The organism is Streptomyces sp. NPDC041124, assembly GCF_055592385.1.
Genome location: NZ_JBVIYR010000005.1, coordinates 425665 through 439008 on the forward strand (window position 1 = coordinate 425665; position 13344 = coordinate 439008).

Sequence of the window (13344 nt, forward strand, 5' to 3'; positions counted from 1 at the left end):
AACGATTTCTCGTGCGCGTCCGGTGGGGTGATGGTCCGCTGCCACGGGGCACCCGTATCACCGACCACAGCCATGTGCCAGTCGGGCAGGGCTCGTTGAGGAGATGGGGATGCGGATGCGTCGCAGGGGGATGAAGGCCGGCACGATCACGATCGCCGCCGTCATGGGCAGCGTCGTCCTGACAGGGTGTGGAGGGGACGGCGAGCCGAAGGCCGACGGCGGCGCGTCGTCGGCCGCGAGCGGCAGCGCTCAGGACCAGGAGCGGAGCACGAAGGCGGTGCGAGCGGCGTACGACAAGACGGCCGAAGCCGAGTCGGCACGGATGACGGTCAGGACGCAGCTCGCCGCGGAAGACAGGACGATCACGTCCGAGGGCAAGGGTGTCCTCGATCTGGCCGGGGGCGACAGCGTGATGACGATCACGGCCGAGGGCCAGAGCCTGGAACAGCGGGTGGTCGACGAGGTGCTCTACCAGAAGGCGCCGGGCCAGAAGGCGCCGGAGGGCAAACCGTGGATCAAGATCGACCTGGAGAAGGTCGCCGCTCAGCAGGGTGTCGGCAACCAGCAGTTCGGCGACCCGGCCCAGACCGCGGCCTTCGCCAAGGCGATCACCGACAAGGACGTCACCGAGGTCGGCACCGAGAAGATCGACGGCGTGCACACCACGCACTACCGGGTTTCGGTGGACGTGGCCGAGCTGCCGGGCGGCGACCGGATGCGCGAGCAGCTCGGCCCCACGCTGCCGATGCAGGTGTGGCTCGACGACGACGGCCGGCTCCGCCGCCAGCAGATCGACATGACCGTCAAGAACACGGCTTCCGCCTCCGCGAAGCCCGGTGACGGTTCGGCGCCGCAGCAGCTCAAGATGAGCACGGTCATGCAGTTCTCGGACTTCGGCACCGAGGTCGACACCGAGGCCCCGCCGGCCGGGCAGGTGACGGACGTGACGGACAGGGCCCTGCGGGGCGGCGGGCAGCAGAGCTGAGGGCTGTCCCGCGCAGGGCCGGTGGGGCGAGGGCCGCCTGAAGGCGCCGAGGCGGGCTGGACGGCCGTGAGGTCCTCCCGGCAGACATCGGTGGAGAAGCCGGACATCGGTCCTGGACTTCGCGGTGGGAGGTGTGTGGTCGCGCCCTGACCGCCGCACTCGCCGATCACACTGCCGACTCCGCGGCCCGACACCCCGGCCCGCCTCCCAGCCGGACGAGTGATACGTCCCCTCTCACGGCGTCCGGCCCTGTTCCCGCCTCCACCGCGTCCCGCGGCGGAGCGACGGGGGCGGGTGGCGCATCCCCCGTGAGAGCTACAGGAGCCGTACATGCGCGGGGGATTCGCGGACGTCCGCGGGTTCCTAGCGTGGTCGTCAGGTCACCACGGGTGTGACCATTGCCTGGAGGCCACCATGGGAACGACGTCCGCCACACAGCACGGCACAGATTCCGGTCCGGACCCGGCCCCGGAGCCGGACCGCGGCGGCCGTCCCGGCCGGATCCTGCGTTCTCCGCTCGGCTGGATGCTGACGGGGTCGGCCGGCGTCGGCCTGGTCTCGGCGTCGACGGCGACCGGACCCGGCCCGGTGCCGGTGCTGGGCGCGGCCGCCGCGGTGGCCGTGTACTGGTTGGTCATGCACCGTGTGGCACGACGCTCCACGCCGGAGATCGCCCGGTCCGGAGCCGGGCGGGAGGCGCTGCTGGGCGGCGGAATCGGTCTGGGCTTCATCCTCGTCTCCGCCCTGGTGATCGCGGCGTTCGGGGGCTGGTCGTTCTCGTGGGCGGGCGACGGCTTCCTGCCGGTCGTCCGGGCCGCGGTCGTCGTGCAGATCGGCGCCGCGGTCACCGAGGAGTTGCTGTTCCGCGGTCTTGCCCTGCAGGCCTTGGAGCGGCTGTGGGGCAGCTGGGCTGCCATCGTGATCACCTCGCTGTTCTTCGGCGCCGTCCACCTGGGTGCCCCGGGAGCGAGTGCGTGGAGCGGACTGGCGATCGCTCTGGAGGCGGGCGTCCTGCTCGGAGCCGCGTTCTTGTGGCGGCGTAGCATCTGGTTCGTCGTGGGTCTGCACTTCGCCTGGAACACCACGGAGCAGCTGCTCGGCATCCCGGTCTCCGGACACACCCCCGAGGGCCTGTTCACCGTCGACGTCCACGGCTCCGCCCTCCTGACCGGCGGCGGCTTCGGCCTGGAGGCGTCGGTCGTGCCCGTCCTCATCGGCGTGGCCCTCGCCGTCCCGATGCTCGTCCTCGCCCGCCGGAACGGCGGGGCCGGGACCCGACGCGCGGGCCGCTGACACGGGCCGACTGGAGGGAACGGAAATGACAAGCCGTCAGGTGCCCCGGAGTCTTCCGCGGCTCCGTGCGCCGCTCGACTGGTGGCAGGAGCGGGATGTCCTCCCCAAGGACGGCGTCCTCGCCCTGACGCTCGCCCTGCTGGCCTTCGTGCCGGCCCTGTCCAACCTCGGTGCGCAGATCGGCGATCTGCCCGAGCGGCCGGCGGACGTGCTGAGCGTCGGGCTGGTCCTGGCGCAGACCCTGCCGCTGGCGGTCCGCCGCAGGTGGCCCGCGGCCTGTCTGGCCGTCGTCGCGGGCGCGTTCGCCGTGCACCAGGCGCTGGGCTTCGCGACGACGTTCGCCAGTGTGGGGCTGTATGCGGCCCTGTACTCCGCCGGGGTCCACCAGATCCGCTTCCGCCGCCCTCTGGCCGTCGCGGCGAGTGCGGGCTACGCCGTGCTGGCCGTCGTCCTGGACCGCCTCGGCTCACCGCTCGCGCCACCGGACTACGTCGCCTTCTGGCTGGCTCCGGCCGCGGTCTGGCTGGTGGGGAGCACGGTGCGCACGCGGCGGACGGAGGAGGTGGAGCGGCGGCGACTGGCTGCCGAGGTGGCCACGGCCGCCGAGCGGGCGCGAATAGCCCGCGAGCTGCACGACGTGGTCACCCACCACGTGACGGCCATGGTGGTGCAAGCCGACGCGGCGCAGTTCCTGCTCACGTCCGCGCCGGAACGCGCCGGCGAGGGGCTGACGGCCGTCAGCGACACCGGCCGTCGGGCGCTGACGGAACTGCGGTCCCTGCTCGGCGTCCTGGAGGCGACCGGCGAGTCGGCGTCCGCGGCCCCAGCGCGCGCGGACCGGACGCCCGCCCTGGGACAGGTGGGGGACCTGGTCGAGCAGGCCCGCAGGTCGGGCCAGCCGGTCGAGTTCCACGAGCAGGGCCAGCGGCGGCCGCGGAGCGTGGATGTGGAGCTGGCCGCGTACCGGGTGGTGCAGGAGGCGCTCACCAATGCCATGAAGTACGCCGCCGGGAAGCCGACACGGGTCCTGCTCCGGCACGGCGGCGAGCACATCGGGATCGAGGTGACCACCCACGGACCGGCCGACGGACCGGCCGACGGACCGGCCGACGGACCGGCCGACGGACCGGCCGACGGACCGGCCACGTGGAAACCGGGCCCCGTGGGTGGACGCGGGCTGGCCGGGCTGCGTGCACGGGTGCGGATGCTCGATGGTGAACTGGTGGCCGGCCCCCGGCCCGAGGGCGGGTTCGAGGTCCGCGCCAGGATCCCGTCCACGTCCGTTCAAGGAGTGACCCCATGAGCGATGCGTCGCCACCCATCCGTGTGCTCGTCTGCGACGACCAGGCGCTGGTGCGGACCGGCTACGTCACCATCTTTTCCGCGCAGCCCGACATAGAGGTCGTCGGGGAGGCCGAAAACGGCCACGAGGCGGTCCAGGCCGCGCGGCGGCTGCGCCCCGACGTGGTCGTCATGGACATCCGCATGCCCCTGCTCGACGGCATCCAGGCGACGCGGCAACTGGCCGGTCCCGACACCGAAGACGCGCCGAAGGTACTGGTCGTCACCACCTTCAACGTCGACGCCTACGTCTACGACGCGTTGCACGCCGGAGCGAGCGGCTTCCTCCTCAAGGACGCGCCTCCGGCGCAACTGGTCAACGGCATCCGCACCGTCGCCCAGGGCGAGGCCCTGCTGGCGCCCGCCGTCACCCGACACCTCATCGGCCACTTCGCCCAGCATCTGCGACCGGCCGACACCTCCCGGCCGGGCAGGCAGCACGTCGTGCGTGCGCTGACTCCCCGCGAGCTGGAAGTGCTCCAGCTGATTGCCGATGGGCTGTCGAACGTGGAGATCGCTGCGGCGATGTTCATCACCCCCGAGACCGTCAAGACCTACGTGTCGCGCATCCTGGCGAAACTCGGCCTGCGCGACCGCGTCCAGGCCGTCGTCCTCGCCTTCCGGGTCGGACTGGTGTCCGGCACGCCGTGAACCTGCACGGCCATATGCCCTCAGCGCCGCCCGACTCCACCCTGCCCGACGTGTTGCCGGGCATACGGATCAGGCCGGTGGAGAGGCTCTCCCCGAGCCGACTGGAGGTTGCTGCCTCGGCACGTTCGACGAACGTGCAGGCCTGGCGGTTCGCGCGGTACATGCCGAACCATGACGGTGCGCGCCTGCGGGCCGCCACGGAGGCGGAACTGGCCGCGCGCTACGACATACCCGACCAGGAGACCGACAAGCCCACGTCACCCGACGGGGCGGACTCCAGGAGCCGCTGGGGCGGCAGCTGGTGAGGGCCCGCCCCCTCCGGGGACAACCCGCCCTCACGGGTCAGCTGAGGGCACCCGAGGTGATCTTGGCCTCGCCCACGGTCTCGCCGACGCTCCTGCCGGAGACCTTGGCCGGTTGCGAGCCCTTGGTGTCGGCGTCACACGCGACCAGTGCGGTTCCCGCCAGGGTGGAAACCAGCAGAGCTGCGGCGATTTGGTGGCCTCTGGGAGAACCGTGCTGCGTGGAACTGCGTGTCGTGATCACGGTGTTGTCCTTCGCTACTGGGCTGGTCGGCCTTGTCCGGCCGTTGTGCTGACGATTCGAGAGTCAACAAGGGACCACCGGTGGCGCGCGTCACCCCGGAGAGGACGGAACAGGTAGCTCGCTCGGGGGATCCTGGGCCGATCCAGAGAACGCAGCGGCCGCCGTGGGGCGTACCGGATGAGCTGTGGGTGGGAGCGAGCCGCTGCTGCCGGCTTGCCGCGCCGCACGGCATCGGCCCGTCAGGCTCGGTTGCCGTCCCCCAGCCAACTCCGCCCGATGGGCCGGACCACCGCCTGGACGCGGTCGCGGAGATCCAGTTCGGTGAGAATGCGGGAGACGTAGGCCCTCACGGCCTCGTGGCTGATGACCAGTTGGGTGCACGATTTTGAGGTTCGACAGGTCCTCGCCTCCGAGGAGGAGGACCTCGTGCTCCCGGGGGTGAGAACCTTGAGGCGCTCGCGCTCGGGGAACGCGGGGGCGGCCGAGGCGCGTACGCGTTCGGCGAAGCGGCCGACGAGGTGCGGACGGACGGCACCCGGACCTCTCGGTCCCGTCGGCTCCTGCGGGAAGCCGTCGGTTACCGTGGTGAGTCACGGTGGGGAGGCGAAGGTGTTCGGACGGGGCACGCGGTTGCTCGCGGGCGCGGTGGTCGTGGCCTGCATGGTGCTCCTCGGACCGAGCGCGCCGATCGGGGCCCTGTCCGCCGGGCCGATGCCCGTCGGCACCGCCCGTGATGTCGTGCCGAACCGTGTGATGACCTGGAACATCTGCAACCCCTGCGGGCAGAGTAACGCCGACCGGGCGGCGGAGATCGCCAGGCTGGCACCTCAGGTCATCGGACTGCAGGAAGCGTGCGAGCGCGATGTCGAGCGCGTCCGGGACCACTTGGAGAACCTCTACGGGCTGGACTACCACGTCGAGTACGGGACGGTGCTGCAGAACTGGGGCCGCTGTGGGGGAGTGCCGTGGAACCCGGGCGGCTACGGCCAGGCGATCCTCTCCGCGGCGCCGATGACCGACCATGTGAACGTCGAATACCCCGACGGTGGTTCCGAGGACCGGGGCTTCATGGCCGTCACCACCGTCGTGGGGGACCGGCCCGTACGGGTCTTCAACACCCACCTCGCGCAACGCCGGCAGGAGTCGGTACGGGCCGAACAGACCGGTGTGCTCGCCGCGGAGATCGCCCGGCACGAACGCGCCATCGTGCTCGGTGACTTCAACGCCGTGCCGGACACCCCGGAACTCACCCCTATCTGGGAGCTGGCCGAGGACACCGACCCCCGGTGCCACCCCGAGCAGGCCGGCACCTGCACGCCCACCACCGACTGGCACAGCAAGTTCGACTACGTCTTCCTGCGCGGCATCGCCCCTCTTGGACACCGGGTGAAGCCCAGCCCGTACTCGGACCACCACGTGCTCCACACCGACGTGTACGTCGCCTGAGGTGGGGCCGGCCCTCTGACGGGGGCCGTCCGCCGGCCCGCACCGGTCGCACGGCGTGACGGATCAGGAAGCGGACGCGCCGGTGCCCGCGGCACCGTCGCGCTGATGGCCGCGTCGGGCGTCGCGGTCGAAGATGCCCAGGATCTCGCAGGGGCCGCCCTCGGCACCGATGGCGTGCGGAAGCATGGTGGGGAACTCGGCGGCCTGGTTCGTCTCCACACGGAAGCGCTTGTGCCCGAGCATGAGCACCGCGGTCCCGGACAGGACGACCAGCCATTCGCGGCCCGGGTGGGCACGCATGCGGGCCGGGTTGTCCGGCGGCGGCGCGGTCATGCGCTGGCGTACGACGGTCATGCCCGGATCGCCCTTCACCGGCCACCGCATCAGCCCGTGGGCGGCGTCGATCATCGGGCTGGTGACGACGTCGTCCGTGGCGGTCTCCACGAGCTGGTCCAACGTCGTGTCCAGGGCTCGGGCGAGAGTGACCAACTGATCCAGCGCGAGACGCCGCTGCCCGTTCTCGATCCGGCTGAGCGTCGACTGGCTGACGTTGGCGCGCGAAGCCAGTTCCTCCAGCGACCAGCCCTGGGCGACCCGCAGGGCACGGATGCGTTTGCGCACGAGGCTGTCCAGCTCCCCATCATTTTGCGTCATGCGCAACATCATATGCCTGCCTGGCAAATCGCGCTTACGTTCCTGCACAGCCCCCGTACCGGTCGGGGCCGCTTCCGAGCCCTCACGCCCGTCCTTCCGCTTCCGCGTTCCCGCAGGAGAACCCATGAGCACGAACCGACCCGCACCCCAGGCCCGCGTCCCTGACACAGGTGCACCGGACGCACGCCGGCTCCGCGCCGTCCTCGTCGCGGTATCGGTGGCCCTGATGGCCGTCATCGCCTCGGTGTCCGGGCTGAACGTCGCCCAGACCCACCTGGCCGTCGAGTTCGACGTGTCGCACGGCACGGTCCTGTGGATCATCAACGTCTACACCCTGACCCTTGCGGCCCTGCTGATGCCGCTCGGCGCGATCGGTGACCGGCTGGGCCGCAAGCCCGTGCTGCTCGCCGGTCTGGCACTCTTCGGTGTCGCCGGCGTCGCGGCCGGACTCGCCCCGACCGCCGAGGTGATGCTGATCGCGCGCGTCGCCAGTGGCATCGGTGCCGCCATGATCATGCCGATCACCCTGGCCGTCATCACCTCCACCTTCCCCGAGGAGCAGCGCGGCAAGGCGATCGGCGTGTGGACCGGTGTGGCCGGGGGCGGCGGCATCCTGGGGATGTTCCTCTCCGCCCTGCTGGTCGATGTCGCGGACTGGCGGTGGCTGTTTCTCCTCCCCGTGGTCCTGGCAGCCGTGGCCCTGGCGATGACCCTGAAGTCGGTCCCCGACTCGCGCGAGGGCTCCGCCCGTCCCTTCGACACCGTCGGTGCGCTGGTCTCCGCCGTCGCTGTGGTCGGTCTCATCTTCGCCCTCCAGGAAAGGCCGGAGAACGGCTGGACCGCCCCGTCGACCCTGGCCGGACTCGCCGGCGGTCTCACCGCCGCCGCCGGCTTCGTCGCCTGGGAACTGCACCGCCGTGACGCATCCCTCCTGGACGTGCGGCTGTTCCGGGAGCGCGGCCTGGCCGACGGTTCGGTCACCCTGCTGGTGGTCTTCGGCGTCCAGGCGGGTATCGCCGTGGTCCTGTTCCCCTTCCTCCAGGCGGTGCTCGGCTGGTCCGGGCTGCTGGCCACGCTGGCCCTGATGCCCATGGCGGTGATGATGATGCTGATGTCCGGCCTGGCGCCCAGGATGGCCGCGGGCATCGGCTCCCGGCCGACGACGCTGGTGGGCGTGGCGCTGGGCGCCGCCGGTCTCGCGCTCATGGCCCTGTTCGTCTCCGCGGACGGCGGTTACCCGACGATCCTGCCCGGCATGCTCCTCATGGGGATCGGCATGGGTCTGTCGATGACCCCTTCCACCGAGGCCATCACCGCGTCCCTGCCGAGCGCGAAGCAGGGCGTGGCGTCCGCGCTCAATGACGTCACCCGCGAGTTCGGCACCGCGCTCGGCGTCGCCCTGCTCGGCGCGCTCCTGTCGGCCGGCTACCGCGACTCCCTCGACGGCAGGCTCGACGGTGTCCCCGCCGACGTGGCGGACGCCGCCCGGGGAGGGATCGCGGGCGCCGTCGAGACGGCACCCGGCAGCGGCTCCCACGCGCCGGAGCTGATCCACGCCGCCCAGCAGTCCTTCGTCGAGGGCTGGCAGCAGGCCATGTGGGTGGGCGTCGCCGTCATGACCGCCCTGTTCGCCTTCATCGCCCTGCGCGGCCCGGGGGCCACCGTGCCGGTGCCGCACGGCGACGGCGGCACGACCGCGGGCCGCTGAGACCCGGTGCCCGCGCACCACGGCACGGCAGCCGGCGCGGGAGCCCGCTCCGTCAGTACTGCTCCAGCACACGGGCCGCCATGAGACGGGCGTGCCGCAGACGACCGCTGTCGCCCTCCAGCCCGGCACGCACCATGGCGCCCTCCAGGAGGAAGGCCAGGTGCTCCGCCGTGTCGCGAGCGGCGTCGGGACGCCCGGGCAGCAACGCGTCGACGTGAGAGGCGAGCAGACGCTCGACCTCCTCCTTGTGCCGGCGCACCCGTGCCCTTCCCTCGTCCCCGACGGGCAGCTCCGCGGCGGCATTGAGCAGTCCGCACCCGCGGAAGGCTCCCTCACGGGACGATTCGGCGCTGTCGATATAGGTGTCGAACACGGCCAGCGCGCCGTCCCGAGGGCCCTCGGCCCCCTCGAGCCGAGCACGGTAGCGCGTCAGCCATTCCTGGTGCCGGACGTCCAGGTAGGACAGGACGAGATCGGCCTTGGAGGAGAAGTTGTTGTACAGGCTCATCTTCGCCACACCGGCCTCGCCGGTGATGGTGTCGATGCCCGTCGCGGTGATCCCGTCGGCGTAGAACCGCAGCGCCGCCGCGGCGAGGACACGCTCCCGGGCCGGCCGCCGCCTTGCGGCGGCCGGTGGCCGCTCTCCTTCACCCATCACACACCCCGAGTCGACTAGGTAGACTGATCTACCTAGTGTAGTGGGGCTACCGCGCCGAACCCGACCGTGTCCTTCCGAGCCGTACCGCACCGCACAGGAGCGCCCATGACCCTCCTCACCGACCACCTCGTCGTCGACGGGGTACGCCTCGCCTACCGGGACCGGGGCGATGGCCCGCCCGTGATCTTCCTTCACGGCACGCCCTCGCACGCCTACGAGTGGCGCGACATCGTGCCCCGCATCGAGGCGGCAGGCTTCCGGACCATCGCCTACGACCTGCTGGGGTACGGCCTCTCCGAGCGGCCGGTGGACCGCGACACGTCGGTCGCCGCCCAGACCGTCCTCCTGGAGCACCTCCTCGACGCGCTGGACATCGACCGGGCCGACATCGTCGCGCACGACATCGGCGGAGCCATCGGCCTGCGCTTCGCCGTGGCCCACCCCGGGCGCGTGCGCGGGCTGTTGCTCATCGACCCGGTGAGCTACGACTCGTGGCCCTCCCCGACCTGGCGGCGGATCATCGACGAGAACCTCGACGACTTCATGAGCGTGTCCCAGGACGCCTTCGACGACATGCTGACCCGCCAGCTCACCATGACCGTCACCGACGCGTCACGCATGACCGGCGACGTCCTCCAGGCGTACCTGGCACCCCACTCCTCTCCCCTCGGGCGGGTCTCCTTCTTCGAGCACCAGGTGCGCCACTACGACGCGAAGTACACCGAGGAGATCAGTGGCCGACTGGAACACCTGACCATGCCCGTGCGCATCCTGTGGGGCGAGAAGGACCAGTGGCAGCCCCTCCACTACGCGAAGCGGCTCAGCGGCGCCATCCCCGACGCGACCCTGGTCACCGTCCCCGACGCCGGTCACTTCCTCATGGAGGACGCCCCCGAACGCGTCGTCGAGGAGATCAGGAACTTCCTCACCGCCCGTGACCCGGACGTGCACCAGCCGGCCTGACGCCGGATCAGGAGACGGCCTCGTCCTCGTCCGACTCGAGGCACAGACCGCTGAGGCACCGCGCGGACGGGGCGCGCCCGCCGACGACATCACCGCCGCCGGCGGGCGCGCCCCGCGTACCGTCCCGGATACCGGGACCGCGCTCAGGACTGCGGCCGCTTCCCGTGGTTCGACGGGTGCTTGCGCCGCGCCTTCTTCTTCCGGCGCCTCTTCGAGGACATGGGCGTCTCCCTTGTGACATCGGCCGCGAGACCACGCATGGCCTGCGGTCGAAGCGGCAATCGGCAGATGCTTCATTGTTCCGTGGGATGCCCGGCACCGCGATTCGTCCGTCTTCCCGCAGGTCAGGCGAATGGAGCAGGCTCCAGGATTGGCCGTTGCCGCCGCGAGTCACAGAACTGGAGTGAGGAACACGGCTCACCCACGCGGTCGGACCCCGATCACCCGGCACGCTGCCGTACCGCTTGCCCCTGTCCGCCCCCGGAGGCCGCAGCGATGCACGACCCCGCCGCCCGTAACCCCCAGCCGGCCACCCCGCGGGCAACGGCCCGAAACCTGCCGGAACCACGACTGCTCAGCGGCGTCTACGGACTCGTCCTGGCCAGTGCGCTGGCAGCCGCCCTCGACTCCCCGGACGAGCAGACCGACCCGGGATCGGACGCGCTATGGGTCCTGTTCACCGCCGTCGCCGCCGCGGCCGCCCACGGCTACGCACACGTCCTCGCCCACCGGATGTCGGCGGACGGAAGCGGTCTCCGGGTGGGACTGCGCGCCATGTTCGCGGAGTGGCCGGTCGTCGCCGCGGCCGTCCCCACCGTCGTGTTCCTGCTGACCGCCGTGCCCTCCTGGTGGACGGAGAGCGACGCCGTGGACGTCGCGCTGCTGTTCAACACCCTGGTTCTCGCGGTCGGCGGAGCATGGACGGCGCGTCGCGCGGGCCGCGGCTGGCCGGCCTCCGTCCGGGCCGGAACCGGAGACATGGTCATCGGTCTGGTCATCATCGGAGCCAATGCTCTGATCAAGTAACCGCGTCGACCGACCCGGCTCAGTGCGCGGCCCGGCGGCACCGTGCTCCGGCGCGGCGCGCGACGCCTTACCGCTCGCGGCCCCCGAACGGCTCACCGCCACCCGTGGCCGCGTTCAGGAACGGGCGGCGTCGCTCCACGTGCCGCCCCGCTCCGGACCAGCCCCGCCATCACGGTCCGCGGCAGCGACGGATCGGCCGCGGCCGCTTCCTCGAAGAGGGAGAGCGGGTTCGCCGCGAGCCCGCACCGTACATGGTCCACGGGACCATACTGACCGGCGCGACCGAACGGCCGGTGGTTCCCGGGCACGACATGCTCCCCTCGGCACGGCGTGCGCACGCATCGCGGAGCGCGGGCAGCGGCATGCGCCGACTGCTGCCCAGCCGACAGCGGCTCGTCTCCCGGGGGCGCGACGGACTCTTCCCCTCACGCGGCCCTCTCGGGGGAGAGCCGCCGACTCCGTTCGAGCCGGCCACGGGGCCCCTGCGTACGCGTGTCACCCGGCGCTAAGGTGGTGGTCACGGACAGCGAGCGGGAAGGGGCTTGTCGTGGAGGGAACCGGCTCCGCGGCTCGGACGACGACCGCGCACGGGCCGCACCCCGCGGAGCAGCGCACCCTCCGTACCGGCGTGACCCGCATCGGTGTCACCGGACACCGGTCGATTCCGGCCGCCGTGGAACCCTCCGTACGCTCCGGCATGCGCCGACTGCTGCGGGACGACGGCATCCTGGAGGCGCTCACCAGTCTCGCTGCCGGTGCCGACCAGTTGTTCGCCGACATCGCGCTGGCCAGCGGCGTCCCGGTGACGGCGGTGATCCCCGGCATGGACTACGAGGCGCACCTCGGCGACGCCACCGCCCGGACCTCCTACCGACGCATCCTGGGGTCCTGCACCGGACGGGTGCAGCTTCCGACCGAGCCGACGCACGAGGAGGCGTACTCCGCGGCGGGCCGCTGGATCGTCGACCACGCCGACCGGCTGGTCGCCGTCTGGGACGGCCGTCCGGCCCGAGGCCCCGGCGGCACCGGGGACGTGGTGGCGTACGCCCGGCGCACCGGCGTGCCCGTGACGGTGCTGTGGGAACCGGGCGTGCCGCGCGACTGACACGGCGTCGACCCGGGCCGGGCGCCGTCAACGGCCGAACGTGCCCAGCCAGTCCGAGTGCTGAGGAGACACCAGCCGCTCCGCCTCGGCCACCGCCTCCGCCCAGCCGTCCTCCGTCACCGTGGTGGTCATCGCGACCCTCAGCGTGTCCAGGTCCTGTTCGACGAGCGAGTGCGCGTACGTGAGCGGCCGGTGCCGCCGCACCTCCTGCCAGGCCACGCCCGTCGCCGCGGCGGTACTGAGCAGACCGGTCAGATCCCAGTCGTCGATCAGACCGGCGGCCCGCAGCACGGCCGCGGCCAGGGCGAGCAGGGTCAGCAGCGCGGTGATGGACGACCAGCGCGCGGCGGCCCGGTGGGCCTGGCCGGCCCGGAGCCTGTACCAGGCCTGCTGCTCCAGGAGCCGGTCGCGGAGGTAGATGTCCCGGCGCACCGTGAAGGGCTTGGCCCGGACCGCCCGCATGGCCGGGGTGATCTGCCGGGCACCCCGGGAGCCGCCCCCGCCCCGGGAGTCCTGCCAGCCGACCTTGCGCAGCTCCCGCAGTCGCGCCTCCAGACGTTCCTCGAACAGCGCTTCGGGGTTGGGTACCCGGGAGTGGAAGGGGCCACCGTGCACCATGTACTGCCAGGCGAGCGATTTCAGCAACTCGGCCACGGCCCGGTGCGCCTGCCAATGACTGCGGGAGCGGCGCCGCGCGATGCGCAGACCCAGGACGATGCTGAGCGCGTACAGCGCCGCGGCTACCGCCGCCGGGATGCGGCTGTCGAGACGTTCGGCCAGCATCGCGGCGGCGGTGGCGGTCAGCAGGACGACCAGTTGTGTGCGCACGGCGCGGAAGGACTCACTCTGACGGGCGATCGCCCATTGATCACTTGACCGGAACAGCGGAGGAAGATCCCGCTCGGTCAATGTGGTGCTGGGACCGGGAACAGCGGCGCTCATCGACCACCCCCGAAGTCGTCGCCCAC

General features: G+C 71.8%; 15 protein-coding genes. 10 read left to right on the top strand and 5 right to left on the bottom strand.

Annotated elements, in window-relative coordinates; genetic code table 11:
• Positions 1–109: 109 nt before the first annotated feature.
• The 5 genes from ACZ6A9_RS16825 to ACZ6A9_RS16845 all read left to right on the top strand — a co-directional run bounded on the left by ACZ6A9_RS16825 (position 110) and on the right by ACZ6A9_RS16845 (position 4575).
• Positions 110–985: an SCO4651 family lipoprotein gene (locus tag ACZ6A9_RS16825; protein ID WP_468985493.1), complete on the top strand. Its 876-nt coding sequence runs from the start codon at positions 110–112 to the stop codon at positions 983–985.
• Positions 986–1399: 414 nt separating this feature from the next.
• Positions 1400–2278, top strand: a complete 879-nt coding sequence (locus tag ACZ6A9_RS16830; protein ID WP_468985496.1) for a lysostaphin resistance A-like protein — start codon at positions 1400–1402, stop codon at positions 2276–2278.
• Positions 2279–2303: 25 nt separating this feature from the next.
• Positions 2304–3581, top strand: coding sequence for a sensor histidine kinase (locus ACZ6A9_RS16835; RefSeq protein ID WP_468985498.1), 1278 nt, complete (start codon positions 2304–2306; stop codon positions 3579–3581).
• The gene (locus ACZ6A9_RS16840) at positions 3578–4270 is read left to right on the top strand and encodes a response regulator (RefSeq protein ID WP_468985501.1); all 693 of its coding nucleotides are present in this window, start codon (positions 3578–3580) and stop codon (positions 4268–4270) included. Before ACZ6A9_RS16835 ends, ACZ6A9_RS16840 begins: the two co-directional genes overlap by 4 nt.
• 161 nt (positions 4271–4431) lie before the next feature.
• A complete protein-coding gene (locus ACZ6A9_RS16845) occupies positions 4432–4575 on the top strand; it encodes a hypothetical protein (protein WP_468985503.1) in 144 nt (47 codons plus the stop codon).
• Between the two features lie 37 nt (positions 4576–4612).
• On the opposite strand, the gene ACZ6A9_RS16850 is transcribed toward ACZ6A9_RS16845, so the two are convergent.
• Positions 4613–4816, bottom strand: coding sequence for a hypothetical protein (locus ACZ6A9_RS16850; RefSeq protein ID WP_468985506.1), 204 nt, complete (start codon positions 4814–4816; stop codon positions 4613–4615).
• A 660-nt stretch (positions 4817–5476) separates the two neighbouring features.
• On the opposite strand from ACZ6A9_RS16850, the gene ACZ6A9_RS16855 reads away from it, so the two are divergent.
• Positions 5477–6262 carry an endonuclease/exonuclease/phosphatase family protein gene (locus ACZ6A9_RS16855; RefSeq protein WP_468985766.1) on the top strand — a complete coding sequence of 262 codons (786 nt, stop codon included), beginning with the start codon at positions 5477–5479 and terminating at the stop codon, positions 6260–6262.
• A gap of 63 nt (positions 6263–6325) precedes the next feature.
• On the opposite strand, the gene ACZ6A9_RS16860 is transcribed toward ACZ6A9_RS16855, so the two are convergent.
• A complete protein-coding gene (locus tag ACZ6A9_RS16860; RefSeq protein WP_468985509.1) occupies positions 6326–6925 on the bottom strand; it encodes a helix-turn-helix domain-containing protein in 600 nt (199 codons plus the stop codon).
• A 115-nt stretch (positions 6926–7040) separates the two neighbouring features.
• Here ACZ6A9_RS16860 and ACZ6A9_RS16865 point away from each other — a divergent pair, with 115 nt between their 5' ends.
• A complete protein-coding gene (locus tag ACZ6A9_RS16865; protein WP_468985512.1) occupies positions 7041–8624 on the top strand; it encodes an MFS transporter in 1584 nt (527 codons plus the stop codon).
• Between the two features lie 52 nt (positions 8625–8676).
• On the opposite strand, the gene ACZ6A9_RS16870 is transcribed toward ACZ6A9_RS16865, so the two are convergent.
• Entirely contained in the window at positions 8677–9279 is a 603-nt protein-coding gene (locus tag ACZ6A9_RS16870; RefSeq protein ID WP_468985514.1) for a TetR/AcrR family transcriptional regulator, read from the bottom strand.
• Between the two features lie 108 nt (positions 9280–9387).
• On the opposite strand from ACZ6A9_RS16870, the gene ACZ6A9_RS16875 reads away from it, so the two are divergent.
• Complete coding sequence (locus ACZ6A9_RS16875) at positions 9388–10245, top strand: alpha/beta fold hydrolase (RefSeq protein ID WP_468985517.1); 858 nt, start codon at positions 9388–9390, stop codon at positions 10243–10245.
• Between the two features lie 143 nt (positions 10246–10388).
• On the opposite strand, the gene ACZ6A9_RS16880 is transcribed toward ACZ6A9_RS16875, so the two are convergent.
• Positions 10389–10505, bottom strand: coding sequence for a hypothetical protein (locus tag ACZ6A9_RS16880; RefSeq protein WP_468985770.1), 117 nt, complete (start codon positions 10503–10505; stop codon positions 10389–10391).
• A gap of 235 nt (positions 10506–10740) precedes the next feature.
• On the opposite strand from ACZ6A9_RS16880, the gene ACZ6A9_RS16885 reads away from it, so the two are divergent.
• Both ACZ6A9_RS16885 and ACZ6A9_RS16890 read left to right on the top strand, forming a co-directional pair.
• On the top strand, positions 10741–11271 hold the full coding sequence (locus ACZ6A9_RS16885) for a hypothetical protein (protein ID WP_468985519.1): 531 nt from the start codon (positions 10741–10743) through the stop codon (positions 11269–11271).
• Positions 11272–11899: 628 nt separating this feature from the next.
• On the top strand, positions 11900–12376 hold the full coding sequence (locus tag ACZ6A9_RS16890; RefSeq protein WP_468985521.1) for a hypothetical protein: 477 nt from the start codon (positions 11900–11902) through the stop codon (positions 12374–12376).
• 27 nt (positions 12377–12403) lie between these two features.
• Here the strand turns inward: ACZ6A9_RS16890 and ACZ6A9_RS16895 are convergent, their stop codons facing one another.
• A complete protein-coding gene (locus ACZ6A9_RS16895; protein WP_468985524.1) occupies positions 12404–13318 on the bottom strand; it encodes a DUF4231 domain-containing protein in 915 nt (304 codons plus the stop codon).
• Positions 13319–13344: the final 26 nt, after the last annotated feature.